The organism is Serratia sp. BNK-4, from assembly GCF_048685115.1.
GTDB lineage: Bacteria > Pseudomonadota > Gammaproteobacteria > Enterobacterales > Enterobacteriaceae > Serratia > Serratia bockelmannii.
This window is the reverse complement of the sequence record NZ_JBLQTM010000001.1, coordinates 2991645-3016070: the sequence shown is the minus strand read 5'-3', so window position 1 is coordinate 3016070 and position 24426 is coordinate 2991645. Positions and strand designations below refer to the sequence as shown.

Below are 24426 nucleotides of genomic sequence, written 5' to 3'. Positions count from 1 at the left end.
TTGAGTTCGGTGGCCATCATCTGGCGCCGCGTCGTATCATACAAGCGCGGCCACGGCAGGCCAATGGCCCGCAACAGATTGCGACAGATGCTAACGTTATGCTTGCAATTGCCTTCGGGCGCCGCCGGTCAGGCGCGAAGAAAATCCTGCCAGCGTCGTACCAGATAGTTATGTTCATCCATCACGGAATTCCAGACGGCAATGTGACTCATGCGCTGCTCATAGCTGCCGCCATCGCGGATTTCCCCCTTAGCGATGAGCGGGTTGCCGTAAGCGTCCGGCAAATCTTCACTGGCGGCTTTGCCTGCATACCAGTAATCCCATTCGGCGGCAGACAGGTAAGGCCGGCTGCGCTGAGGATTGGAAATATAGTATCCCTGCCTGGCCATCACTGCGCCCGGCCATCCGGATTGCCACCAGTTAAGGTAAGCATAGGCGGCGTCGAGTGTTTTACCGGTGGCGCAGCGTGAAAGCGACAGACCGCCATACCAGGCGCGGTAGCCTTCACGCGGCGTCGCCAGCCGGTAATCTTTTTGCCGCGAGTGATGACGAAAATACGTTGGCGCCCACAGGCTTTGGATATTGACGCGCGGATCGTCAATCAATCGGCAGGCTTCGTCCTGGCTGGTCCAGAATGCGGCGAAGTGCCCCTGGCGATGCAGCAGGGACAGCGCGTCGGTCAGGCTGTCTATCTCCTCCAGACTGAGGTTGCCAACGTTGGCGAAACGCGCGAGCCCTGCGCCTTGCGCAGCCAGAGCCGCATCCAGTCCGCCCATCGCCGCATCGTCCTGCAGCGCCGACTGGCCGGAAAATGCCGGGTGCAGCAACCATCCCCAGCTTTCTTCTTCTTCGTGCAGCGCGGGCGGCAAGCGAGCTTCATGATAGGCGAAGCTGTCGGCGTTATGCGTCAGCGGCAGCATGCTGATGTGATCGGTGGGCCGGCTGTTCAGACTACGGTCATGTTGCACATACAGGCGGTTTACCGGCACGCTGCCGTCACCCAACCGCCCACCGGGAAACAGGGCGCCGAGTTTAGGTAAATCGTTAATCTCGTCCCAGTAAGCCAACCTCTTAATCTCCAACGGCTGGATGGCTCGCGCCGGCCAGACAAAATCCACGTTGTGAAACCATTGGTCGTAGAGATCGTAACGCTCCGGGTGCATAACGGCGATACGCTGGGCGTCTTGCACATCGTGAATGTGATATTCGATATGCAATCCCAGATCCTGCTCTGCCCGTTGACGCAACAGTTCGAGCAAGGTCACCGAAGTACCCAATACCCGTAACGTGGGGCGACCGCGGGGTGAAGGTGTCGAGGTCATGAGGTGGCAGCTCCGTCAAAGGGGAGCCATCAGAAGGATGGCTGCGTAAAAGGGTGTAGAAAACGTTGAAAAGCGTTCTGCAGCCGCTTGGGGTCAAGGCCGCGCAGAATGAAGACCAACTGCGTGCGCCGCCGGCCGTCCGGCCAGGCGGCAAGATGTTCCGGGGGATGCAGACTGTGCTGCACGCCGTGGATCACCACCGGCGTATCGCTTTCCAGCACGTTCAGCATGCCTTTTATCCGCAGTATAGATTGTCCGTGGCAATGCAGCAGCATCGACAGCCAGACGGTGAAAGCCGACCAGTTTATCTGTTGCTCGAAGGTGATGATACAGGTCTCGGTGGTAGGGTGCGTCTGCTGCCCAGGCTTGCTGTAAGGTGCTGCCCCCTGTTTGGCCGGAACGGCCGGCCAACGCCGAAAACGCGTAGGCACCTGAGGCGAGCATGGGGTATCGAACAGGCTGAGATCGCCATTGGCCAATTGATGACTCATGGCGGTTTGCGCGAGCGGATTCAATTGCTGCAGGTACGCCAGTAACGCAGGCCCTTCGCCGGCCGGCACACGATCGGTCTTACTCAGCACCAGCCAGTCGGCGGCGCTGACCTGGGCCAACCATTCGGGATGATGGTTGGCTTGCTGCCAGGCATGTTCGCTGTCGATCAGCGTGACCATGGTACCGGGGGTGAAATGGTACTGTAGCTGCCGGTCTTGCAGCAATGTGGCAAATATCGGTGCCGGATCCGCCAGGCCGGTGGTTTCCAGGATCACTTTGCTGAATGGCGGCACCTCGCCACGTTGACGGCGTTCATACAGCGCCAACAGCGCCTGTTTCAACTCGCCGCGGATCGCGCAGCAGACGCATCCTCCGGGCAACAGCACGGTGTCCGGTGCGATCTCCCCCAGCAGCAAATGGTCGATGCCGACCTCACCGAATTCGTTGACCAGCAGAGCGACATCATCCAGGTTCTGCCCTGCCAGCAAACGTTGAAGCAAGGTGGTTTTGCCGCTGCCCAAGAAACCGCTCAACACGTGTACCGGCAGTTTATCTTCTGGGCTCATGGTGCCTCCGCAGAGATGAGGGCGGTGAGATAGCGTTCATCGAGCGGGTCAATCGGCCGTTTCAGCAGCCGTTCGGCCTCTTGCCAAAGCTGATCCAGGCGGGTAACGATCGCCTGCTGTCCGGTAGCGCCGGCCAGTAGCCAACTGCTGCCGTGGATATCGCTTAGCGTCAGCTTTAAGGGGGCCAGAGCGCGATTCAGTATCGCCAGCTGTTGCAGCCGACGCTGGCGCATGGGCAGGTCAGAATGTCGCAACGGATCGCTCCATTGCGGCGTGTCGTTCAATAGTCCGCAGAGTCCGCACATCGTTCGGGGTTCTCCTATCAGGGCATCACATCGCCGGCGTTGGGCCCCAGCGTTTGGCCGACAAACAGGTTGCCGCCCGGCTCACTGGCCAGCAGCAGCGCCACCGGCGCGATTTCCTCGACCAGGCCGAATCGTCCCAGCGGCAGCTCATTTGCTTTGGCCTCTTTCCAGGCATCGCTGATGCCGGCCACCAACGGGGTCTTGATCGGGCCGGGTGCAATGGCGTTTACCAGCACATTGTCGCAGGCGACTTCAAGCGCCAGCGACTTGGTGAAGCCGATCACCCCGGCCTTGGCGGCGGCATAGTGGCTCAGTTCGGCGCCGCCTTTAATGCCCAATTGCGACGCGATATTGATGATGCGGCCCCAGCGTTGTCGGCGCATATAAGGCAGTGCGTGCTGCGAAGCGAGGAAAACGCTGCGCAGATCGACCGCCATCATCTCGTCCCACATCTCCAGCGTCAGTTCGCTGCAGGGCGCCTGGGTAAGCATGCCGGCGTTATTAACCAGAATGTCGATACCGCCTAACCGTTGCAGGCAGGCCTCCACGCCCCGTCGGGCGCCGTCCGGTTTGCCGACGTCGGCGACGGTGCCATGGCAGGTTGCGCCCTCAGCCCGACAGCGTTCGACGATAACGTTCAGCCCGGTGCCGTCGCGGTCGCTCAGCATCAGCGCTGCCCCCTCCCTGGCAAACAACAGGGCAATCGCGGCGCCTATGCCGCTGGCGGCGCCGGTGATCGTTGCGCGGCGGTGTTTCAGCATCATATTTTCCTCCCCGCTCACTCTGGCCAGCGAACCGTCAGGCCGCCGTCGATAATCAGGCTTTGTCCGGTGATGTACGAGGCCTCGTCGCTGGTCAAGAAACGTATCAGGGCGGCGACCTCCTGCGGCCGTCCTACGCGTCCCAGCGGAATGCCTCGTGCGGCTTTGGCCAGGCCCGCCGGCCCCAGCGAGTGGGTTTCATCCAGCGACTGCGGCGTTTCAATCAAACCGGGGATCACCGCGTTGCAGCGAATGCCGCGTGGGGCCAATTCCACCGCCAGTGAACGACAGATGCCGGGGATGCCGGCTTTAGCGGCGGCGTAGTGAGCATGATCTTGCCAGCCGTAGACCCCACCGGCGATGGAAGATACCGCCACCAGGCTGCCGCCGCCGCGCATCTGGCCGATCGCCGCGCGAAACAGTCGCATCACGCCGCTGAGATCAACATTGAGCATTTCATGCCACTGTTGGTCGCTCATCTCTTCCAGCGGTGAGCGGCGCAGCAGGCCGGCGTTGGCCACCGCATAATCGACGCGGCCGAAGTGTTCTGCCGCGCGCAGGGCAAAGGCCTCCACCGAGGCGGTGGAGGCCACGTCCAATTCCAGCCACAAGGCATCACCGCCGGCGTTGGCGACGCGCTCGGCCGCTTGCCGATAGTCGTGCGGATCCTGGGGAAAATAGCCGGCGGCGATCCTGACGCCACGGCGGGCATACTCTTCCGCCAGGGCCAATCCTATGCCACTGGCCGCACCGCTGATCAGCGCCACCGGTTGAGATGAAGATAATTTTTCAGTCATAAACGATTCCTCGAACATGAGGGGGCTCCCCCCCTCGAGCACTTAGTGCACGCTGTGCGGCGCCACATGGCGGGCGAACAGCATGATGACGCCGGAAGCGAAGCAGGGTACGGCGCCGAACCACAGCGCGGCGGTTTGCCAGTGGCCGCCGTCGCTGAGTACGGTGGTGGTACCGATGCCGGCGATAATGGCGCCGATCGGCCCCATCGCGCCGATCAGCGCACCGGCCGTGGCGCGGATGGCGGTAGGGAAGCTTTCGCTGATGAAAAACAGCGCCGCCGCATAGGGGCCGATCAGAAAGAACAAACCGATGCTGTACAGCGCGACGATCGTCGGGAGGTTGCTGGGGCAGAAAAGCATCACGGCGAATGACACCCCGCCGATCATCCAGCCGACGGCGATGGTATTGCGGCGACCGAAACGATCGCCCAACCAGCCGTGCGTCAGGTAGCCGCAATAGCCCACCAGGTTGGACAGCACCAGAATCAGCAGCGAGTTGGCGAAGGAGACGCTGTGCACTTTAGTAAGAACCGTAGTGCCGAGCACGCTGAAGATTTGGATAGCGAACCAGTTGATCAGCACGGCACCGCCCAGCACCAATGTGGCGCGCAGCGAAGCGCCGCGGAATGCGGCTGACAGCCCGGCCTGCTGATGAGCGTCATAATCGACCTGGTAATCGCGAGCGACCTGCCGAGCTTGCTCGATATCACCGAGATGGCGCAGTTGATGAATGTGCTGGTGGATTTGAAACTGCGGAGTCTCTTTCAGTTTCAACGCCAGCAACGCGATGATAAACGACGGCAGCGCGGCGAAAATAAAACTGCCTTGCCAGCCTATGATCGGCATCAGCAATGCCGTCAGCGCCGAAGCGACCAGCGCGCCGACCGGCCAGCCGCCCTGGACCAGACTGTAGATGAATCCCTTGCGGCGATTGAGGGCCGGATCGTCGAGAGCGGCGTAGATCTCGGTGAGGTAGGTGGCGTTAACGGTTTGTTCCGCGTAACCGAGCCCGGCGACGGAACGGATGCCGATCAGCGCGCCTTTCCCCCAGGCACCGCCGATCGCAGTCAGCAGCGAGCAAACGGCGGCTCCACCGACGGTAACGACGATGCCCAGCCGCCGGCCGAGTTTGTCGACCAACGGGCCGATAGCCAGCGCGATGATCGCGCCGCCTACCGCCACCCAGGTGGCCAGTTCGGCCTGTTCTACTTCGCTCCAGCCAAAGTGATCGCCGATTTCCGGCAGCAATGTGCCGAAAAGAATGAAATCATAGACGGCGAAGACCCAGGCGAAGAAAGCGATCCATGTTGCGAATTTGGCGTCCCTGATGGTTAATTGCTGGGGTTGCCAGCCGTTGACCGTTGTCTTTTTATAGAGGCTCATGTTTGCTGTCACTCATGCGGTGGAAAGCGGCAGTTTCAGACTTTGCGCGGCATGCGGCGCAGGTAGTCGTCGGCGATTTCATCAAAGGTCACGAAGCGAACCCCTTGATGGCTCTGGATGTGTTTGATCAAGCGTTCCAACATCAACAGCACCTGCGGGCGGCCGGAGACGTCGGGGTGGATGGTCATGGTGAAGACGGCGTAGTCGTGCTCGCGGTAGACCCAGTCGAACTGATCGCGCCACATCTCTTCGAGATGGCGAGGGTTGACGAAGCCGTGGCTGTTGGGGGATTTTTTGATGAACATCATGGGCGGCAAATCGTCCAGATACCAGTTGGCTGGGATCTCCACCAAATCGGTCTCTTCACCGCGCACCAGCGGTTTCATCCAGCTGTCGGGATGCTGGCTGTAGTTGATGCGGGTCCAGCTGTCGCCGACGCGGACATAATAAGGGTGGAAGTCGTTGTGCATCAGGCTGTGGTCATACTTGATGCCTTTCTTCAACAACAGTTCGTTAGTGACGTTGCTGAACTCCCACCAGGGCGCGACATAGCCGGTAGGGCGCTTGCCGGATAATTGTGTCACCAGCTCAATACAGCGATCGAGGATTGCCTCTTCTTGCGCCGGGGTCATGGCGATCGGGTTTTCGTGGCTGTAGCCATGCACGCCGATTTCATGCCCGGCATCCGCGACCGCTTTCATCTGTGCCGGGAAGGTTTCGATGGAGTGGCCGGGAATAAACCAGGTAGTGCGCAGGTTGTGATCGGCGAACAGCTTAAGCAAGCGCGGCGCACCTACCTCACCGGCAAACATACCGCGTGAAATATCGTCGGGTGAATCTTCGCCGCCGTAAGACCCCAGCCAACCGGCAACGGCGTCCACATCGACGCCGAATGCGCAAAGTATTTCTTTAGCCATGTTGTTATCTCCTGAGTGTGCGAACAATCGCGAGAGCCGGCCGCAACAGCAGCGGCCTGCGTGGGTTAATTCTGTTGCGTCAACCGATATTCGATACTGAGAGCCATCCGGAGCAGACGCTCATCGTCGCCGGCCGGCAGCGACAGCAGTACGCTGGTCGCCAGACCATCGCCATCATGGCCGGTAGGCATGGCAATCCCCGGCATGTCCAGCAGGCTGCCGGGCATGGTGAGCCGCAACGTGGCCAGATTGGCTTGGGCAAACAGCGCAGCGTCGTTTTCCAGTGCGGCCAGCGGAGGGGCAACGTGGGCGACGGTCGGCGTTATCAGCAGCGCACCGGCCAATTCATCGTGCATTTGCTGCTGCCAGCCGGCGCGCTGGCGCAAAAACTGCGCCAGCAGATCGGCGGGGAGCGTTTCCGCCGCCAGTAAGCGGCTGCGCACGCGCGGATCCATACTCTCGGCCAAGGGGCTGTGCAGACGTTCCCGATGCTGTTCCAGCGCTTCTGCGGCGCCCGGCCACCCTCGTTCGGCTACCCAGATGAGCGCCTGACGCAGCATGGCGACCGGGCGCTCGTCAATATGTGCGCCGGCCGCGCTCAGGCGCGCCAGAGCAGCCTGCAAATTTTGACGGACTGCAGGTTGTACGTGCGGATCGTGCAAGACATCGGGATCGACCCGCAGCGTCATGCCCGTGAGCGGATAGGGCGACAGCGGATGGGACGCGGGTACCAGCACCCGATCGAAAGCGATCGCGTCGCGAACGCTGCGGCAGAGGGGGCCGAGGGTATCCAGGCTGGGGGATAACGGAAAAACGCCGCGTCGACTATAGCGTTGGCTACTGCTGCGGTAGCCAATCAGTCCGTGAAAGGCGGCGGGTATGCGAACGGAACCGGCGGTATCGGTCGCCATGGCTATGGGGACGATACCGCGTGCGACCGCGCTGGCCGAACCGCTGGACGATCCGCCTGGTGCGCGAGCCGTGCCGTGGCGATCCAAGAGCGCAGGGGTGCCAAAATGTGGGTTGAGGCCAAGACCGGAATAGGCGAACTCGCTGAGATTGGTTTTGCCGATGCTGACCAGCCCGGCCTTCTGAAGCTGCGCGATCGTCGCCGCATCGTGTGTCGCCGGCGGGGCGGTGGCTAGGGTCGCGGAACCGGCGCTGGTTTGCGTTGCGGCCATATCGAGCAGATCTTTCACGGCCATGGGAATCCCGTCCAGCTCGCTGAGCGGCGCATTGCTGCGCCAACGCCGGGTCGCTTCAGCCGCTTCGCGACGGGCGCGATCCGGGGTCAGGCAGATGAAAACCGTTGGCGCTTCGGCGGCTGATGACAAAGCGTGTTCCACGAGTTCGCTCGGTGTCAGCGTTCCTTCGCGAAACGCGCTCGTCAGTTGGATGGCATCAGGGAAGGCATGCCCAGGGGTGTGATTCATAGGATGACCTTAAAATGTATCTTTTATTAAAATATACATTTTAAGGTAGCAAGCTGGATGCCAGGTTGTCATTACCCTTGGTTAAAATTCGTGCTGAGTTGTGATGGAAATGATAAATAACGTGTTATTTAAGCTGAAAATGGTGATGTGGGGCACGTTTTTCGTTGGTCTAGCACGGTATTGAAAATGTATTTTTATTTAAATTAGCCGTTATGGTGCATACCGGGGGGCAATTGCCCTTAGAAAGGGCAATGACGGGATAAGAACGAGTGAGCGCCAATTTGGTGGGGGGAGTGTGCCATAATGCCAGTCACTCCATGGGGAACGGTGGTTGAGTGACGAGCTAATGGAAAAAACGAGAGTGGAGAAAAGCAGCGGTGAAACACGCGCCGGCGCGCGTTATGAAATGATCCGACAAACCCTGGATGAGGCCATTCGTGCGGGGTCGGTGCCCGCAGGGTTGGTATTGCTTGAAGGGCCGCTGGCGGACATGTTCGGTACCAGCAGGGTGCCGGTTCGCAAAGCGTTGGGGCTGCTCCATCAAGAGGGGCTGATAGCGCGTTTCGAAGGCCGAGGTTTCATCGTGACGCCTGAAGGGGGTGAAGTAGAGCCGCAGCGTTTGCCGCTTAACCGAGCCGTGTTGGGATTGTGCCCGCAGGAAGAATTGGTGGATACCCGTAGCACGAGTGAGAAGGTATTCAGCGATTTGCAGGAGGCGTTGTCTACCTGCATGGTGTTTGGTCACTACCAGGTCAATGAAGCCAGCGCGGCGGAATTTTATAATGTCAGCCGCAGCGCCATTCGCGAAGCGTTGATGAGACTGCGCGATCAAGGGCTGGTAGAGAAAGAGCCCTATGCGCAATGGCTGGCCGGGCCACTCACCGCCCGAGAAATCACCGATCATTATGAAATTCGGGCCTGTCTGGAGCCCGCCGCCTTGCTCAAGGCGGCACCCCATCTCTCGCGCCAGCATGTGTTAGACAGCCTGGAACGCCTGACTCAGCTGGAACAAGGCACATTTTCCCTGGCGAGCCTGGAGCGGGTAGAGGAAGACTTGCATATTCATTGTCTGGCGCCGGCGGGGAATAAAACCCTGCTGGGGGTGTTGCGTCAAAGCCAGTCGCCGCTCATCGTCACGCGTATTTTCTACGATATGCTGGGGATTAAGATTGAGGAAGCGATGTTGAATGAACACCGCCTGGTGTTGCAGATGTTGTTGCAGGGCGCTAACGACGCGGCTGCGCTGGGGTTGCAGGAGCATCTGCGCCGCGCACAGATGCGTACCTTGCAACGGCTGAAGGTCATTTCGGTATTGCCGGAACCCGCCTTGCCGCCTTACCTGTTGCGGCTAAGCTAGGTCTACGGTCGCGTTTATTCCGCCCGGGCCTGCGCGGGGCGGCCGATCTCGCCGCGCCGGAGCCTCCGGCGAGAGGGAGTCACATCAGCCAAACCGCCTCGCGCACGGCGATCGCTCTGGGCAGCAGCCCGAGGGCGTAGAAGCGGTCGGCGATGCTTTGCTGCTGGCGGATCACCTGTAAATCCATGGCGCGAACCTCGTGGCTGCGGCGCGACAGCGCGAGTTCCAGTGAGGCGCTCGCCAGCCCCAGTTCGTTGGAAAGGTGACGAGCGGCTTCTCTCGGCTGCGCGGCGATGTAGCGGCCGGTGTGCTGCAGCGCCTGCATCAGCGGCCGCAACAGATCGTCCGAACGCTCGGCGAAGCCGCGGCGCGCCAGGTAGAATTGCTGATTGAGCACCCGCTGGGTGCCGTCGGCGATCACGCGCAGTTCCCCGTTGCGCTGCGCGTCGCTGAGCAGCGGATCCCACATCATCCAGGCGTCTACCGCCTGCAGGTCGGTCGCCGACAGCGGATACTTCGGCGGCGCGTAGACGATACGCACGTCGTTCAACGTCAATCCCTGTTCGTCCAGCATCTGCAACAATAAATAGTGCACGTTGGAGCCTTTGTTGAGCGCGATGCGTTTGCCGCGCAGATCGGCGGCGCTGCGTATTGGGCTGTCTTGCGGCACCACCATCGCCACGCTCTGCGGCGCAGGCGGCTCAAAACCGACGTACACCAGCGCATTGCCCTGTGCCTGGGCGAAGATCGGCGGCACTTCGCCGGTGGTGCCGAAGTCTATCTCATCGCCGTCGAGCGCGTGCAGCAGCTGCGGCCCGGCGGGAAACTCGCTCCACAACACGCTGATGCGCTGTGTGGCGAAGAGCTGTTCCAGGCTTTGCCGCGCCTTGAGCACCCCGAGGTTGCCGAACTTTTGATAGCCGATGCGCAGTTCGCGTTCGGGCAGAGACGCTGCGGCGATGGCCGGTGAATGTGCGGGTGCGCCGGCGCTGCGACGGCGCGGTTTGATCAGACCAAGATGTGCCAAATGGGTGCGCAGGGTATTGCGGCTGACGCCAAGCAACGACGCCGCTTGCAGCTGGTTGCCGCCGCTGCTTTCGAAGGCGTTGCGCACCAGCGCATCCAGCACCCGTTGGTAAAGCTGTGCGCTGTCGCCTTGCAACTGCCGCTGCACAAAGCGGTCGATGGCGTCGTCGCTGCCGCCGTCGTTATCCGTCAGGCGATGGGTGAGCTGCAGTTGCTGCGGTGCGATCGCCCCCTCCTGGCTCAGCAAGACCGCATTATGCAGCGTGTTCTCCAGCTCGCGCACGTTGCCAGGCCAAGGGTAGTCCAGCAGCGCCTGCTGCGCTTCCGCCGTCAACCGCGGCAGTGGCCGTTCCAGACGGCGGGCGTACAGCGCAAGAAAATGTCTGGCCAGCACCGGAATATCCTCCGGCCGCTGGCGCAAGGGCGGTAAAGTCACCGCCGCCACGTTCAGGCGGTAATAGAGATCTTCACGGAACCGCCGTTGGCGAATCGCGCCGGCCAGATCGACGTGGGTGGCGGCGATGACCCGCACATCGATCTTCAGCGGTTTGCGCGAACCGACGCGGGTGATCTCCCGTTCCTGCAGCACGCGCAGCAGCTTGACCTGCAGCGACAGGTTCAACTCGCCGATCTCGTCCAGCAGCAGGGTGCCGCCTTCCGCCGCTTCGAACCAGCCCTGATGAGTGCCGACGGCGCCGGTGAAGGCGCCTTTCTCATGGCCGAACAGTTCGGCTTCCGCCAGGCTTTCCGTCAGCGCGCCGCAGTTGACCGCCAGGAAAGGTTGATGGCGGCGCGCGCTGTGGTGGTGCAGATAGCGCGCCACCACTTCTTTGCCGGTGCCGGTTTCACCGACGATCAGCACGGTGGCGTCGGTGGGAGCCAGCCGATCGAGCACGCTTTGCAGAGCGAGCGACGCCGGATCGATCAGCACCGGCTTGTCGGCGGCGAACGGTTGGGGATCGTACATGGGCGTCTCCTGTCTACGACGATGGGAAAAAAATCTTATCCCAGCCAATGGGCAGCCGCGAGAGGATAAAAGGCGCACGGTGCTGCATTGGCAACAGCTTTCCGCCGCTGCCTGCTGCCAATGCAGCAGTGTTTTGATGTCGATATTTCATCAATATATTGATATTTATTGGTTTTTTAAAATCTGCAATGTGGCATGCATCCTGCTTTTCTTTTTATAACCAAGCAAAGTTTTTCTATCGATAAATACTGAAAATAGTTATATAGGAAAGGCATAAATGACTGAGTCAGTGAAAGAGCGCATCAACGTTTTCTGGTTTCTGCCGACCCACGGCGACGGCCGCTATCTGGGCACGGCGCAGGGCGGGCGCCCGGTGGACCTGCCTTATTTGCAGCAGGTGGCGCTGGCTGCCGACAACCTCGGCTATTACGGCGTGCTGATCCCAACCGGTAAAAGCTGCGAGGATTCCTGGCTGGTGGCGGCGGCGCTGGCGCCGATCACCCGCCGGTTGCGCTACCTGGTGGCGGTGCGCCCCGGCCTGCAGCCGCCGAGCCTGGCGGCGCGCATGGCGGCGACGCTGGATCGGCTGTCGGACGGACGCCTGCTGATCAACGTGGTGACCGGCGGCGATCCGGTGGAAAACAAAGGGGATGGCATCTTCCTCAGCCATGCCGAACGTTACGAAGTGACACAGGAATTTCTCACGGTGTATCAACGGCTGCTGCAAGGGGAGAAGGTGGATTTCAGCGGTAAACATATTCGCGTCGAAGGCGCCGAATTGCTGTTCCCGCCGGTGCAGGAAAACGGCCCGCCGCTCTATTTCGGCGGCTCATCGCCGGAAGCGATCGACATCGCCGCTGGGCAGATCGACACCTACCTGACCTGGGGCGAACCGCTGGCTCAGGTGGCGGAAAAGCTGGCGGCGGTGCGCCAGCGCGCCGAGCGGCAGGGGCGTAAACTCAGCTATGGCATTCGCCTACACGTTATCGTGCGCGAAACTGAAGACGAAGCCTGGGCGGCGGCCGAGCGACTGATCGCGCATCTGGATGACGACACCATCGCGGCGGCGCAGCAGATCTTTGCGCGCATGGACTCCACCGGCCAGCGCCGCATGAGCGAGCTGCACGGCGGCTCGCGCGAGAGTCTGCGCATCGGCCCCAACCTGTGGGCCGGCGTCGGCCTGGTGCGCGGTGGCGCCGGCACCGCATTGGTGGGCAATCCGCAGCAGGTGGCGGCGCGCATACGCGAGTATCAGGCGCTGGGCATCGACAATTTCATCCTTTCCGGCTATCCGCATCTGGAAGAGGCTCACCGCTTCGCCGAGCTGGTGATGCCGCTGCTGCCGCTGGCGCAGTCGGCTCATCAGACGGCTCGCACGATCAATACCGGCCCGTTTGGCGAAACCATCGGCGGCGATCGTCGTCCCGGCCCGGCGCAGCGGGAGGGCTGATGGCGAAGCGTGCCCATATTATCGTTATCGGCGGTGGTTTCACCGGCGCGGCGCTGGCGATCCAGCTGGCGCGCGGAGCGGTGGATGTCACGGTGATCGAACCGCGCGCCGCGCCGGGCTATGGCGTGGCGTATTCGACCACCGAGCCGACCCACCGCATCAACGTCCCGGCCAATAGGATGCAGCTGGCGGATGAGCCCGCGGGGGATTTTGACCGCTGGTTCCGTCAGGGCGGCGGGCTGACGGCCGATCCGCAGGCGCTATGGCGCGACGGTAAGGCCTATCCGCAGCGCGGCGCCTTCGGCCGTTATGTCGAGGAGCGTTTTCATCAGGCGGCGCAGTCGGGCCAGGCCCGCTTGCGGCACCTGCGCGATCGGGCGCAGTACCTGCAGCCGCAGGCACAGGGCGCGTCCGTCATCACCGCCGGCGGCGAACGGCTGTGGGGCGATTATGTGGTGTTGGCGACCAGCCATCCGCCGCCCGCGCTGCCGCGGCAGATCGCCCCGGAACTGGCGCGCGACGCGCGGTTAATCGCCAATCCCTGGGCGGAGGGGGCGCTGGATGAGATTGAACCCGATGAATCGTTGGCGATCGTCGGCAGCGGGCTGACGATGGCCGATGCGGTGGCGGCGTTGCACCGCCGCGGGCATCGTGGGCCGATTACCGCGTTCTCTCGTCATGGCTTGTTGCCGCGTGCCAATGCCGAAGGGGAGTACCCGACGTGGTCGTTTACCCCGCCATCCGGACTGCGTGACGGGGTGCGGCAGGTGCGCCTTGAGGTGGCGCGCGCCGCTGGGCAACGGGTGCCGTGGCAGGCGGTGTTGGACGAGGTGCGCGCCCAGGGCCAGCGTCTGTGGCAAGCATTGACGCCGACCGAACAGCAGCGCTTTCTGCGGCATCTGCGCGCCTATTGGGACGTGCACCGCTATCGCATTGCGCCGCAGGTGAGCACGTTGCTGGCGGAGCAACAGGCGGCGGGCACGCTGCAGGTATTGGCCGCTCGTTTGCGGCGGGCAGAACCCACGCCGCAGGGCGTGCGTTTGACGATTCTGCCGCGCCAGGGCGCAGAGCGGGCGCTGCAGGCGCAGCGGCTGCTGATCGCTACGGGTCCGGCCCATGCTGGCCTGATCGCCGCCAGCCCGTTGCTCAGCTCGCTGGCGGAGCAGGGGGCGCTGCGCGCCGATCCGCTGGGATTGGGGCTGTGGGTCAATGCCGACAGCCAGGCGATCGGCGGCGACGGCCTTGCCAACCCGCGCCTGCTGGTGGCCGGCCCGGCGGCGCGCGGCCGCTTCGGCGAACTGATGGGGCTGCCGCAGGTGGCGGAACACGCCCAAAGCGTCGCGCAATATCTGCTGGCGCGATGTCCGGCTGCAAACTGATCGTCCATTCCCGTTTTTAACACCCTAAGACCCCCCATCCGGCCCGGCTCCGCCCGTGGCCGGCAGATAATTGTGGAGCTCGCTATGTCATCGCAACGTGAAATTCGTCTTAACGCTTTTGATATGAACTGCGTCGGCCATCAGTCGCCGGGGCTGTGGGCGCACCCGCGCGACCGTTCCTGGCAGTATAAGGATCTCGAATATTGGACCGATCTGGCGCGCCTGCTGGAACGCGGCAAGTTCGATGGATTGTTTATCGCCGACGTGCTGGGGATTTACGACGTGCTTAACGGCAGCGGCGACGCGGCGATCCGCCAGGCGACGCAGGTGCCGGTTAACGATCCGCTGGCGCTGGTGACGCCGATGGCGCTGGTTACCGAACATCTCGGCTTCGGGTTGACCGCCTCGCTGTCATTTGAGCACCCTTATCCTTTCGCCCGCAGATTGTCGACGCTTGATCACCTGACCAAGGGGCGTATCGGTTGGAATATCGTCACTTCTTACCTGGAGAGCGGCGCGCGCAATATTGGCCACCGGGCGCAGACCGATCACGATGCGCGCTACGACTACGCCGATGAATACCTACAGGTGGTTTACAAGCTGCTGGAGGGCAGTTGGGAAGACGGCGCGATTTTGCGCGATCGTCAGCGGCGCATCTTCAGCGATCCGGCGAAAATTCATCCGATCAACCACAAAGGCGAGTTCTTCCAGGTGCCGGGCATTCACCTGAGCGAGCCTTCGCCGCAGCGCACGCCAGTGTTGTATCAGGCCGGCGCTTCCAGCCGTGGCAAGCAATTTGCCGCGGAGCACGCCGAATGCGTGTTTGTCGCCTCTCCTTCGAAAACCTTGCTGAAAAAAACCGTGGCCGATATCCGCCGCCGCGCCGCCGAGGCCGGGCGCGACCCGCGCAGCATCCTGATCTTCAACCTGCAGACGGTGATCGTCGGTGAAACTGACCGGCAGGCGCAGGAAAAATGGCGGGAATACAAATCCTATACCAGCTACGAAGGCGCGCTGGCGCTGGTGTCCGGCTGGACCGGCATCGATTTCGGTCAGTATCAGCCGGATCAGGTGCTGAAGCATCTGCACACCAATGCCATTCAGTCGGCGGTGGAAACTTTCTCCAGCGCCGATCCCAGCCGTGAATGGACCGTACAGGGCATCGCCGAATGGGTCGGCATCGGCGGTTTCGGCCCGCTGTTGGTGGGCGGCCCGCAAACCGTGGCCGACGAACTGCAGGCGTGGGTGGAGGAAACGGATGTTGACGGTTTCAATTTGGCCTACGCCGTTACCCATGAAACCTTCACCGACGTGGTGGAACTGCTTATCCCCGAGCTGCAAAAACGCGGAGTGTACAAGCGCGACTACACAGCGGGCACTCTGCGAGAAAAATTGTTCAATCAGGGGCCGCGCCTGGCAGAGCCGCACCCGGCGGTGGGCTACCGCTGGCCGGCCGGCGCGCTCTTGGCCGATGCACTGAGCGTCAAGTGAGGATGCGATGATAGAGATTGAAGGATTGCACAAGGCTTACCGCGCGCCGGACGGGCGACGGATTGAGGTGCTGAAGGGCGTTTCGCTGCAGGTGCCGGCCGGATCGATTACCGCCGTGGTCGGCCCCAGCGGGGCGGGCAAATCGACGCTGGCGAAATGCATCAGCCTGCTGGAGCGGCCGAGCAGCGGCAGTATCCGGGTGAACGGCCAGGACTTGTCGCGGCTTGCGGGCGAGGCGCTGCGCAGGGAGCGGCGGGCGATAGGCACGGTGTTCCAGTCTTCCGCGCTGCTGCAGCGTAAAACCGCCTGGCAGAATGTGGCGCTGCCGTTGACCTATCTGGGCGTGGTGCCGCGCGATATCGACAAGCGGGTAAAGAGCCTGCTGGCAGCGGTAGGGTTGGCGGACAAGGCGGCGTTTTACCCGACTCAGCTGTCCGGCGGCCAGCGCCAAAGGGTCGGCATCGCCCGCGCGCTGGCGCTGAATCCGTCGGTGCTGCTGGCGGATGAGGCCACCTCCGGGCTGGATCCGGACGCCACCGGGGCCATTCTCAGCCTGCTTAAACAGCTGCGCGATCGGTATGGCCTGTCGATCATCCTGATCACCCACGAGATGGATGCGGTGCGCGACGCCGCCGACGCGGTGGCCGAGATCCGCGACGGCGTGATTGTGCAGCAAGGGCCGGTGCGCGAGCTGTTGGCGGCGCCCGATTCCTCGCTGGGCCGCCAGCTGTTCCCGCTGAAGACGCTGGCGTCTGACGCCGCGTTGCGGCTGCAGGTGACCTATTCCGCCCGTCAGCCGGCGGCCACCGACTGGATCAGCCGCATCAGCCGCCAACTCGACCTACAGATCGATCTGCTGGGCGGCCACGTTGAAGTGGTGGGCGGCAGCCTGGCCGGGCGGTTGGAGATTGCGGTGCGTTTTGGCGGCGGTTCGCATTCGGTGGCTGAACTGCAGGGCGAGCTGCGGCGGTTGGGCATTCTCGCCGAGGTGCTGGAACAGCCGGCGGTCTTGCAGGAGGCGGTATGAAAAATCTGTCTGACAGCGTGATGAGCCAGGACACACCCTGGCGCGAGATCCATCGGTTGATGCTGCCGGCCTACGGCGAAACCTGGCTGATGGTCGGCATCGTGATGCTGTTTGTGGTGGCGATCGGCGGCGCCGTCGGCGTGGTGTTGTTCAACACCTCATCGCGCGGCTTGTTTCCGCGCCCGGCGCTGAATCGCGCGCTGAGCTGGTTGGTGAACATGGGCCGTTCGCTGCCGTTTCTGGTGCTGATGGCGGCGATTATTCCGTTCACCTTCTGGTTGACCGGCACCACCATCGGCATTCCGGCGGCGGTGATCCCGATGATCGTCGCCGGCATTCCGTTCTTCGGCCGGCTGGTGGAGAACGCGCTGCGCGAACTGCCGCCGGAGGTGACGGCGGTGGGGCTGGTGTCCGGCGGTTCGATCTGGCAGATAGTCACCCGCGCGCAGCTCAGCGAGGCGCTGCCGGCGATCGTCGCCGCCATCACGCTGAACGTCATCTCGATGATCGAGTATTCGGCCATCGCCGGCACCATTGGCGCGGGCGGCATCGGCTATCTGGCGGTGGTGTACGGCTACCAGCGTTTCGACAATCACATCATGATCGCCACCATTGTGGTGCTGATCGCCACGATTCAACTGATTCAGTTTATTGGTGACCGCCTGGTCGCCGCGTTGCGTCATCATCAGGAAACCTTTTAATCATGCCTAATCACGATTTTGAGATAGTGAAGAAGAAACGCTGGCCGTGGCCGGTGGGTATCGCGGCGGTGGCAATTATCGCCGCCGCGGTTTGGCACTTTAGCGCCGGCCAGCAGCAGACGGTGCAGTTCGGCAGCACGCTGAAAGTGCACTTTGAGCCGGCGATGGCCGGAGAGCAGCGGGTGATCGAGTACGTCGGCAACCATATCGCGCCGGATTACGGCCTTAGGCTGGAGGCGGTTGGCCTGCAGGATCCGGTGCAGGCCGATCGTGCGGTGGCGCAGGGGCAGTACGCCGCCACGATCTACCAGCACCAATGGTGGCTAAAGCAGGTGGTAGATGCCAATGGTTTTAAGCTGACCCCGACGCTGCCGGTGTTTCAGTGGGCGTTTGGCATTTATTCCGACCGCTATACGTCGATCGCGGAGTTGCCGGACGGCGCGGAGATCGTGGTGCCCAACGACGGCGCCAATCAGGGGCAGGCGTTGTGGCTGCTGCAGCGCATTGGACTGATCGGGCTGGATCCGGCGATTGAGGCGCGCACCGCCAGGCTGAAAGACATTCGCGAGAACAAACGCCATTTTAACTTCAAGGAGTTGGATTTGCTGACCATGCCGCGCGCGCTGAATTCGGTAGATGCGGCCATTGGCTATGTGTCGCAGTTCGACGCCGGCAAGGTGCCGCGTGAGAAGGGCATCTTGTTCCCACCGGCGCCAAAGACCTTCGCCTCGCAGCTGGTGATTGGCACGCCCTATCTGCAGGACGAAAATATTCGCAAGCTGCAGCGGGCGTTTGCCGATCCCAGGTTGCAGGCGTGGCTGAAAAGCACCGACGACCCGCTGGTGAAAGGCGTGCTGGTGCCGGTATCGGCAGAATAATCCCCGCCCGAAATGACCGTGATAAAGACCGGATTAACGCGCGTTAATTCGGCGTTTTTGTTACGCTGCAACCATGTTTAATTTATTGATATTAATGATATTTATAGAAGAAATTGTTGTTTGTCGGCGTAATTTTTTCACCCTATAAACGAGGTGTCACCTGCCAATTACAACGAGGAAGCTATGAGTACCTTAAATATCGATACCGCGCCGCCGTTATCTGCGCCCATCGGCTCGGCCAGCGATGTGGCGCGTTTGATTAACCAGCGCAGCGAGAAAAATACCCATGCGCGCATGATCGTGCTGTTGGCGCTGGGCGGTGTTTTTCTCGATGCCTATGACCTGACCACGCTGTCTTACGGCATCGATGACGTGGTGCGTGAATTCAGCCTCAGCCCGCTGCTGACCGGGGTGGTAACTTCTTCGATCATGGTAGGGACCATTCTCGGCAACCTGGTCGGCGGCTGGTTGACCGATAAGTACGGCCGCTATCAGGTGTTTATGGCCGATATGCTGTTTTTTGTGGTTTCCGCCATCGCCGCCGGGCTGGCGCCCAACGTCTGGGTGCTGATCGGCGCGCGCTTTTTGATGGGGATCGGCGTCGGCATTGATTTGCCGGTGGCGATGGCCTATCTGGCCGAATTCTCCAAATTCACCGGCAAGGCCAACAAGGCGTCGCGCCTGGCGGCCTGGTGCCCGATGTGGTACGCCGCTTCGTCGGTGTGTTTTCTGATCATCTTTGCGCTCTATTTTCTATTGCCGGCCGAATATGCGAACTGGCTGTGGCGCGCCTCGTTGATTTTCGGCGCCGTGCCGGCGTTGCTGATCATCATGGTGCGCAGCAAGTTTATGAACGAGTCGCCGCTGTGGGCCGCTAACCAGGGCGATCTGAAAGAGGCGGCGCGCATCCTGCGCGAGTCATACGGCATTGCCGCCCATGAGGCGGAACCTGACGCCGCCCAACCGGCGGCGCCGCCGAAGGTCAGCTTCCGCGTGCTGTTCCGCAAGCCGTACCGCGAGCGCACGCTGGTCGCCAGCGTGATGAACGTTTGCATTTCCTTTGAATACACCGCCATCGCCTTCTTTCTGCCGTCGATTCTGGCGCAGTTTCTCGGCGCCGGGGTGTTTGAAACTATCTCCGCTTCGCTCGGGCTGAACGTGCTGTTCGCTTTTACCGGTGGCCTGCTCGGCATGCGTCTGGCATGGAAGTATCCGTCGCGCCACGTGGCGATCGCCGGATTTGCGCTGCAGTTTATCGCGCTGATTGCCCTGGCGTTGATCGGGCATCCGCAGGCGGCGTTCGGCGTTGGGCTGGCGATCCTGATGTTGGGCCTATGGCTGTTCGCCGAAGGCTTCGGCCCCGGCGCGCAGATGATGATTTACCCGGCGCTCTCTTACCCGACGGCGATCCGCGCCACCGGCGTCGGTTTCGGCCGTTCGCTGTCCGGTATCGGCAGCGCGCTGGCGCTGTTTATTCTGCCGATTTTGCAGGCGCGCTTCGGCACCGACATGTTTTGGATTGTTTCACTGGCGGCGGCGATCCCCATCGTCTTCCTGCTGATCATTCGCTTCGAACCGACGGCGCGCGATATCGACGATCTGGCCGATCGCGCTTAACCACAGAGGACACTGACATGACGCAACACCTGTTATCCACCGGAGCAGACTACGCACAGCTGGCCGCGCGTTTTCGGCCGATCTTCGCCGAAATCGCCGCCGGGGCGGTGGAGCGCGAGCTGTCGCGCACGCTGCCGCATGAACCGATCCGTTGGCTGAAAGAGGCGGGGTTCGGCAGGGTGCGCATCCCGCGTGAAAAGGGCGGCGACGGCGCTTCGTTGCCGCAGCTGTTCGAACTGCTGGCCGAACTGGCGGAGGCGGACTCTAACCTGCCGCAGGCGCTGCGGGCGCATTTCGCCTTCGTGGAAGATCGGCTGAACGCGCCGGACGGCCCGGAGCGCGATCGCTGGTTCGAACGCTTTCTCGACGGCGAGCTGGTCGGCAGCGGTTGGACCGAGATCGGCGGCGTGAAGCTGGGGCAGGTCAATACCCGGGTAACGCCGCAGGCCGACGGCTGGTCGCTCAACGGCGAGAAATTTTACAGCACCGGCAGTCTGTTTGCCGATTGGATCGACGTGTATGCCGAGCGCAGCGACAGCGGCGGCCCGGTGATCGCTTTGGTTAACGTCGCCCAGCCGGGCGTAGAGCGCGACGACGACTGGGACGGATTTGGCCAACGCACTACCGGCAGCGGCACCACGCGTTTTATTGATGCGCAGGTCGAGCAGGCGCACGTCTATGACTTTGCCGAGCGCTTCCGCTACCAAACTGCGTTCTATCAGCATGTGTTGCTGGCGACGCTGGCGGGGATCGGCCGCGCGGTGCTGCGAGACGTCGGCGAGGGCGTGAGGCAACGTAAAAGGATCTATAGCCACGGCAACGCCGGTTGGGTGAAGGACGACGTGCAGATCCAGCAGGTGGTGGGGCAAATCAGCGCCTGGGCCTATGCGGTCGAGGCGACGGTGCTAAAAGCGACTTCCTCGCTGCAGCAGGCTTATGAGGCGCATCGATCCGGCGATGAAGCGCTGCTGCAGGCGCTTAACGTGACGGCGGAGCTGGACGCCGCCAGGGCGCAGGTCATCGCCGGGGAGTGGGTGCAGCGCGCCGCCGGTGAATTGTTCAATGCGCTCGGCGCTTCAGATACCCGTACCGGCAAGGCGTTGGATCGCCACTGGCGCAATGCGCGCACGCTCTCTTCACATAATCCGGTGATCTACAAGGCGCGCAATATCGGTGACTGGGAAATTAACCGCCATACGCCGACCTTTATCTGGCAAATCGGCAGTGGCGGTTGAGGCCGTGGCTATTCCGTCCAAACCTGCGTGCTGCGCGGGCTGTCCATCTGATAATCCGAGTAGGGGCGGGTGAAGAACTCGCGCCCCAACTCGCGGGCGGCCCGCAGCGGGTTGCGCGGATCGCGGGCGATCTCGCCGCGCTGGTTGCCGGCGCCGTGCACCAGTCCGACGAAGGCGGAATGGGTGTAGCGGCTGAACTCCTGGATCTGATGCACGATGCCCAGCGCCGCGCCGGGATAAGTTTCTTCCGACGCCACCGCCAACCCGATGCGTTTGCCGCTCATGCGTTGGTGCACCTGTTCCGCCTGAGGGTAGGCGTTGGAATAGAAGCTGAACGAGCGATCGAAAAAGGCCTTGGTTTGCGCCGACATGCCGTACCAGTAAATCGGCGTGCAAAATACCGCGCCGTCGGCCGGCAGGAAGTGCTCCAGGAACAGCTCGGCGTAGCGATCGGCCGGCGGCGGCGTATGGCGTTCATCGCTCAGGAAACCGCTCAGGTAATCGTCGAGAAAATGCAGGCTGGCGGACGTGCCGGCTTCGGCGGCGCCCGCCATGATCGCCTGCGCCAGCGTGGCGCTGTTGCCGTCGCGGCGCGGGCTGCCGATCAGCACCACCAGGCGCTTGGATTGATGAGCTGTATTCATGTCATACTCCTTGGTGTGAAGTGAACTCAGCCTTAATCTAGAAGCGAACGTCTGCAGGCGACAAATGACGGTTTTTCTGCCAGGATGAACTCAACTCATCCCAAGAGGCTTCACCATGTTCGCTACGCTGCCCGTCAACGCGTTACGCACCTTTGAATCCGCCGCTCGCCTGCGCAGCTTCAAGCTGGCGGCGGCCGAGCTGGCGGTGACGCCGACGGCGATTTCGCACCAGATCAAGGCGCTGGAACAGCAGCTGGGTTTTGCGCTGTTCGAGCGGGTGCCGCGCGGCGTGCGGCTGACGGCGAAGGGAGAAACGCTGTTCGCCGGGGTGCACGGCGCGCTGCTGGACATCGCCGCCACGCTCGAAGGCCTGCGGCCGCAGCCCAGCAGCGGCTCGCTATGCGTCTCGGTGACGCACTCGTTCGCGGCGCTGTGGTTGGTGCCGCGCCTGGGGCGTTTCTACCAGGCGTACCCGCACTATCTGGTGCGCCTGGAGGCCTGCGCCGAGGTGATCGATCTGCAGCAGGACGCCAGCGTGGATGTGGCGGTGCGTTACAGTCGCGCACACTATCCCTCGCTGCATCAGACGGCGCGGCTGGAGGAGAGCTTTGGCGTTTACGCCGCGCCGGGGCTGGCTGCCGCCGAACCGGAAAATCCGGTGCTGATCACCGTGAAGTGGGGGGATTCTGCGCTGTACGACAGCGGTTGGCATGACTGGTGCCGGGCCGCCGGCGTGGACTGGTGGCAGCGCCATGCGGCGATGCGCAGCTATCACGAGGAACATTACGCCCTGCAGGCGGCGGTGGCCGGGCAGGGGTTGGTGCTCGCCAGCTCGGTGATGGTGTCCGAGATGGTGGACAACGGTCTGCTGGTGGCGTACCGGCCGGAGGTGCGCGTTCCGGGTGCCGCGTACAGCGTGTTGTGCGCGCCGGGACGCGAGCGGCACCCGCCGGTCAGGGCGTTTCTCGCCTGGCTGCAGCAGGAACTGCCGCAAGGCAATGGCACGAAATAAAAGTTTTACCGTCCTAAGCTGTGGGAATATCAGCGAACTTTTGTTTTTACTTCACTGCGAGAACCTATCATGAGCCAGCCAAGAACCTCCGATTACCCGATTGACGCGCAATTTATCGAGCGCTGGTCGCCGCGCGCGATGACCAACGACGCCATCGACGATCAAACGCTGCTGAGCTTCTTTGAAGCGGCGCGCTGGTCGCCTTCGGCCTACAACATTCAGCCGTGGCGCTTTGCCTACAGCAAGCACGGCTCCGACAGCTGGGAGAACTACCTGGAGTTCCTGATCGACTTCAACCGCGGCTGGGCGCAGCACGCCTCGGCGCTGGTGGTGATCGTCTCCAAAACCACCAGCCTGAACGGCGAGCGGCTGGTGGACAACCCGACCCACGCGTTCGACACCGGCGCAGCCTGGGCCAACCTGGCGCATCAGGCGCACCTGAAAGGCTGGCTGACCCACTGCATGAGCGGCATTCACCACGACAAGATCAAAGCGGCGTTGCAGCTGCCGGACGACTATGCGGTGCACGCCATGGTGGCGATCGGCAAACCGGGCGACAAAGCCCGCCTGCCGGATTTCCTGCAGGAAAAAGAGGCGCCGTCGGGCCGCCTGCCGCTGGGCAAGACCGTCAGCGAAGGGCTGAATTTCACGCTGTGATTGCCCGCGTTCTCGCCGAGGCCCGCTTTGCGGGCCTTTTTTATGCGGCGAGTAAAACTTTGGGAGTATGTTCGCGTTCGCTTATTCGCTGTATATTTTGTTATATAGCGATTGCGTAATGAGGAGGAACCCGTGGGAGATCATTTTGGCAAAGGGCTGTTGGCGGGGCTAAAGGCAGAGAGCCTGAAGCCGGAGACGGAGCTGTCGCGCTTTTGCTCCGACTACAAGCGCGGCTTTGTGCTCGGTTATGCGCACCATTTGGCGCAGCGCTGCGGCGACGAAAACCGGGCGGCGTTCGAGGCCGGGCAGCTGAGCCGCGCCTATGGCCTCGGCAGTGAGCCGATGAGCGAGTTCTTTTCCGGCGGCGACAGCCGGCTGGCGGCGAAGTTTTTCCGCGCCGGCTATAACCGGCCGACGCAGGGCTAGCGCGGGCGGGGTGTCAGGCGGCGCTCAGCACCGCCACCATATACACGCACGGTTGGTCGCTCTGGTTTTCAAAGCGGCAGTCCGCCGGCGGGCCGAGCTCCAGGCAGTCTCCCTCGGCCATGTCATGGCGCGCGTCACCTTCCACAAAGACCAACTCACCGGATAAGACCCAGATCAGCTGGCGCTTGAAGGCATACACCGAAGCCGGCATCGGGATCGTCGCGCCGGCCGGCAGTTCAATGCGCACCAGATCGAGCGGCAGATCGGTGCGCGGCGACACGTGGCGCCGCACGTAGCCGCTCTCCGGATCGACCCAGACCGGTTGATCTTCCCGGCGCAGCAGCCGGCCTTCCTGCGTTTCCGCCCGGGCGATCAGCTTGGACATGCTGAGGCCGAACGCCCCCGCCAGCCTGCCCAACAGCATCGCCGTCGGGCTGCTCTCGCCGCGCTCGATCTTATGAACCATCGCCCGTGAGACGCCCGCCCGTTCGGCCAGATCGGACAGCGACCAGTGGCGCGCCTCGCGCTCAATGCGAATGCGTGCGCCGATCAGCTGATTTAGATTGTCTAATTTAATATTCAT

The 24426-nt window shown here is 62.3% G+C and carries 23 protein-coding genes; 12 read left to right on the top strand and 11 right to left on the bottom strand.

Annotated features, from left to right (window positions below; genetic code table 11):
• Window positions 1–128: 128 nt before the first annotated feature.
• From ACMGGW_RS14475 to ACMGGW_RS14440, 8 genes are all read right to left on the bottom strand, one after another.
• Window positions 129–1322 carry an ABC transporter substrate-binding protein gene (locus ACMGGW_RS14475; RefSeq protein WP_025303437.1) on the bottom strand — a complete coding sequence of 398 codons (1194 nt, stop codon included), beginning with the start codon at window positions 1320–1322 and terminating at the stop codon, window positions 129–131.
• A 29-nt stretch (window positions 1323–1351) separates the two neighbouring features.
• On the bottom strand, window positions 1352–2380 hold the full coding sequence (locus ACMGGW_RS14470) for a CobW family GTP-binding protein (protein WP_164067420.1): 1029 nt from the start codon (window positions 2378–2380) through the stop codon (window positions 1352–1354).
• Window positions 2377–2634, bottom strand: a complete 258-nt coding sequence (locus ACMGGW_RS14465) for a hypothetical protein (RefSeq protein ID WP_225735623.1) — start codon at window positions 2632–2634, stop codon at window positions 2377–2379. Before ACMGGW_RS14465 ends, ACMGGW_RS14470 begins: the two co-directional genes overlap by 4 nt.
• A gap of 68 nt (window positions 2635–2702) precedes the next feature.
• Window positions 2703–3449 (bottom strand): SDR family NAD(P)-dependent oxidoreductase, encoded by a 747-nt coding sequence (locus tag ACMGGW_RS14460; protein ID WP_025303434.1) that lies wholly within the window; start codon window positions 3447–3449, stop codon window positions 2703–2705.
• Between the two features lie 14 nt (window positions 3450–3463).
• Complete coding sequence (locus tag ACMGGW_RS14455) at window positions 3464–4243, bottom strand: SDR family NAD(P)-dependent oxidoreductase (protein WP_089181685.1); 780 nt, start codon at window positions 4241–4243, stop codon at window positions 3464–3466.
• 42 nt (window positions 4244–4285) lie between these two features.
• Entirely contained in the window at window positions 4286–5626 is a 1341-nt protein-coding gene (locus tag ACMGGW_RS14450; protein WP_060447883.1) for an MFS transporter, read from the bottom strand.
• Window positions 5627–5661: 35 nt separating this feature from the next.
• Complete coding sequence (locus tag ACMGGW_RS14445; RefSeq protein ID WP_025303429.1) at window positions 5662–6543, bottom strand: polysaccharide deacetylase family protein; 882 nt, start codon at window positions 6541–6543, stop codon at window positions 5662–5664.
• A gap of 65 nt (window positions 6544–6608) precedes the next feature.
• Complete coding sequence (locus tag ACMGGW_RS14440) at window positions 6609–7976, bottom strand: amidase (RefSeq protein WP_089181073.1); 1368 nt, start codon at window positions 7974–7976, stop codon at window positions 6609–6611.
• Between the two features lie 346 nt (window positions 7977–8322).
• On the opposite strand from ACMGGW_RS14440, the gene ACMGGW_RS14435 reads away from it, so the two are divergent.
• On the top strand, window positions 8323–9333 hold the full coding sequence (locus ACMGGW_RS14435; RefSeq protein WP_025303427.1) for a GntR family transcriptional regulator: 1011 nt from the start codon (window positions 8323–8325) through the stop codon (window positions 9331–9333).
• Window positions 9334–9412: 79 nt separating this feature from the next.
• On the opposite strand, the gene ACMGGW_RS14430 is transcribed toward ACMGGW_RS14435, so the two are convergent.
• A complete protein-coding gene (locus tag ACMGGW_RS14430) occupies window positions 9413–11326 on the bottom strand; it encodes an aliphatic sulfonate ABC transporter substrate-binding protein (RefSeq protein WP_197832554.1) in 1914 nt (637 codons plus the stop codon).
• A 277-nt stretch (window positions 11327–11603) separates the two neighbouring features.
• Between ACMGGW_RS14430 and ssuD the strand changes: the two genes are divergently transcribed.
• From ssuD to ACMGGW_RS14390, 8 genes are all read left to right on the top strand, one after another.
• A complete protein-coding gene (gene ssuD, locus ACMGGW_RS14425) occupies window positions 11604–12776 on the top strand; it encodes an FMNH2-dependent alkanesulfonate monooxygenase (RefSeq protein ID WP_043143175.1) in 1173 nt (390 codons plus the stop codon).
• Window positions 12776–14155, top strand: a complete 1380-nt coding sequence (locus tag ACMGGW_RS14420) for an FAD-dependent oxidoreductase (protein WP_197832555.1) — start codon at window positions 12776–12778, stop codon at window positions 14153–14155. The genes ssuD and ACMGGW_RS14420 overlap by 1 nt, the downstream gene beginning before the upstream one ends.
• Before the next feature lie 84 nt (window positions 14156–14239).
• Window positions 14240–15646, top strand: coding sequence for an LLM class flavin-dependent oxidoreductase (locus tag ACMGGW_RS14415; protein ID WP_025303423.1), 1407 nt, complete (start codon window positions 14240–14242; stop codon window positions 15644–15646).
• A 7-nt stretch (window positions 15647–15653) separates the two neighbouring features.
• Window positions 15654–16673, top strand: coding sequence for an ATP-binding cassette domain-containing protein (locus ACMGGW_RS14410; RefSeq protein ID WP_197832556.1), 1020 nt, complete (start codon window positions 15654–15656; stop codon window positions 16671–16673).
• Window positions 16670–17374, top strand: coding sequence for a methionine ABC transporter permease (locus ACMGGW_RS14405; RefSeq protein ID WP_016927110.1), 705 nt, complete (start codon window positions 16670–16672; stop codon window positions 17372–17374). The genes ACMGGW_RS14410 and ACMGGW_RS14405 overlap by 4 nt, the downstream gene beginning before the upstream one ends.
• 2 nt (window positions 17375–17376) lie before the next feature.
• Window positions 17377–18252, top strand: a complete 876-nt coding sequence (locus tag ACMGGW_RS14400; RefSeq protein WP_197832557.1) for a MetQ/NlpA family ABC transporter substrate-binding protein — start codon at window positions 17377–17379, stop codon at window positions 18250–18252.
• A gap of 183 nt (window positions 18253–18435) precedes the next feature.
• Window positions 18436–19869, top strand: coding sequence for an MFS transporter (locus ACMGGW_RS14395; RefSeq protein WP_016927112.1), 1434 nt, complete (start codon window positions 18436–18438; stop codon window positions 19867–19869).
• A 17-nt stretch (window positions 19870–19886) separates the two neighbouring features.
• On the top strand, window positions 19887–21104 hold the full coding sequence (locus ACMGGW_RS14390) for an acyl-CoA dehydrogenase family protein (RefSeq protein ID WP_015378415.1): 1218 nt from the start codon (window positions 19887–19889) through the stop codon (window positions 21102–21104).
• Window positions 21105–21112: 8 nt separating this feature from the next.
• On the opposite strand, the gene ACMGGW_RS14385 is transcribed toward ACMGGW_RS14390, so the two are convergent.
• Window positions 21113–21748 (bottom strand): flavodoxin family protein, encoded by a 636-nt coding sequence (locus ACMGGW_RS14385; protein ID WP_015378414.1) that lies wholly within the window; start codon window positions 21746–21748, stop codon window positions 21113–21115.
• Between the two features lie 115 nt (window positions 21749–21863).
• On the opposite strand from ACMGGW_RS14385, the gene ACMGGW_RS14380 reads away from it, so the two are divergent.
• From ACMGGW_RS14380 to ACMGGW_RS14370, 3 genes are all read left to right on the top strand, one after another.
• On the top strand, window positions 21864–22760 hold the full coding sequence (locus ACMGGW_RS14380) for a LysR substrate-binding domain-containing protein (RefSeq protein ID WP_043143182.1): 897 nt from the start codon (window positions 21864–21866) through the stop codon (window positions 22758–22760).
• A gap of 69 nt (window positions 22761–22829) precedes the next feature.
• The gene (locus ACMGGW_RS14375) at window positions 22830–23417 is read left to right on the top strand and encodes a nitroreductase family protein (RefSeq protein ID WP_043143183.1); all 588 of its coding nucleotides are present in this window, start codon (window positions 22830–22832) and stop codon (window positions 23415–23417) included.
• Window positions 23418–23549: 132 nt separating this feature from the next.
• The gene (locus ACMGGW_RS14370) at window positions 23550–23843 is read left to right on the top strand and encodes a DUF2623 family protein (RefSeq protein ID WP_147823978.1); all 294 of its coding nucleotides are present in this window, start codon (window positions 23550–23552) and stop codon (window positions 23841–23843) included.
• A 13-nt stretch (window positions 23844–23856) separates the two neighbouring features.
• On the opposite strand, the gene ACMGGW_RS14365 is transcribed toward ACMGGW_RS14370, so the two are convergent.
• Window positions 23857–24426, bottom strand: a complete 570-nt coding sequence (locus tag ACMGGW_RS14365) for a helix-turn-helix domain-containing protein (RefSeq protein ID WP_148123571.1) — start codon at window positions 24424–24426, stop codon at window positions 23857–23859.

Coding starts and splice junctions, on each gene's coding strand:
- ACMGGW_RS14475 (WP_025303437.1), bottom strand. CDS start 1,322: ATGACCTCGACACCTTCACCCCGCGGTCGCCCCACGTTACGGGTATTG.
- ACMGGW_RS14470 (WP_164067420.1), bottom strand. CDS start 2,380: ATGAGCCCAGAAGATAAACTGCCGGTACACGTGTTGAGCGGTTTCTTG.
- ACMGGW_RS14460 (WP_025303434.1), bottom strand. CDS start 3,449: ATGATGCTGAAACACCGCCGCGCAACGATCACCGGCGCCGCCAGCGGC.
- ACMGGW_RS14455 (WP_089181685.1), bottom strand. CDS start 4,243: ATGACTGAAAAATTATCTTCATCTCAACCGGTGGCGCTGATCAGCGGT.
- ACMGGW_RS14450 (WP_060447883.1), bottom strand. CDS start 5,626: ATGAGCCTCTATAAAAAGACAACGGTCAACGGCTGGCAACCCCAGCAA.
- ACMGGW_RS14445 (WP_025303429.1), bottom strand. CDS start 6,543: ATGGCTAAAGAAATACTTTGCGCATTCGGCGTCGATGTGGACGCCGTT.
- ACMGGW_RS14440 (WP_089181073.1), bottom strand. CDS start 7,976: ATGAATCACACCCCTGGGCATGCCTTCCCTGATGCCATCCAACTGACG.
- ACMGGW_RS14435 (WP_025303427.1), top strand. CDS start 8,323: ATGGAAAAAACGAGAGTGGAGAAAAGCAGCGGTGAAACACGCGCCGGC.
- ACMGGW_RS14430 (WP_197832554.1), bottom strand. CDS start 11,326: ATGTACGATCCCCAACCGTTCGCCGCCGACAAGCCGGTGCTGATCGAT.
- ssuD (WP_043143175.1), top strand. CDS start 11,604: ATGACTGAGTCAGTGAAAGAGCGCATCAACGTTTTCTGGTTTCTGCCG.
- ACMGGW_RS14420 (WP_197832555.1), top strand. CDS start 12,776: ATGGCGAAGCGTGCCCATATTATCGTTATCGGCGGTGGTTTCACCGGC.
- ACMGGW_RS14415 (WP_025303423.1), top strand. CDS start 14,240: ATGTCATCGCAACGTGAAATTCGTCTTAACGCTTTTGATATGAACTGC.
- ACMGGW_RS14410 (WP_197832556.1), top strand. CDS start 15,654: ATGATAGAGATTGAAGGATTGCACAAGGCTTACCGCGCGCCGGACGGG.
- ACMGGW_RS14405 (WP_016927110.1), top strand. CDS start 16,670: ATGAAAAATCTGTCTGACAGCGTGATGAGCCAGGACACACCCTGGCGC.
- ACMGGW_RS14400 (WP_197832557.1), top strand. CDS start 17,377: ATGCCTAATCACGATTTTGAGATAGTGAAGAAGAAACGCTGGCCGTGG.
- ACMGGW_RS14395 (WP_016927112.1), top strand. CDS start 18,436: ATGAGTACCTTAAATATCGATACCGCGCCGCCGTTATCTGCGCCCATC.
- ACMGGW_RS14390 (WP_015378415.1), top strand. CDS start 19,887: ATGACGCAACACCTGTTATCCACCGGAGCAGACTACGCACAGCTGGCC.
- ACMGGW_RS14385 (WP_015378414.1), bottom strand. CDS start 21,748: ATGAATACAGCTCATCAATCCAAGCGCCTGGTGGTGCTGATCGGCAGC.
- ACMGGW_RS14380 (WP_043143182.1), top strand. CDS start 21,864: ATGTTCGCTACGCTGCCCGTCAACGCGTTACGCACCTTTGAATCCGCC.
- ACMGGW_RS14375 (WP_043143183.1), top strand. CDS start 22,830: ATGAGCCAGCCAAGAACCTCCGATTACCCGATTGACGCGCAATTTATC.
- ACMGGW_RS14365 (WP_148123571.1), bottom strand. CDS start 24,426: ATGAATATTAAATTAGACAATCTAAATCAGCTGATCGGCGCACGCATT.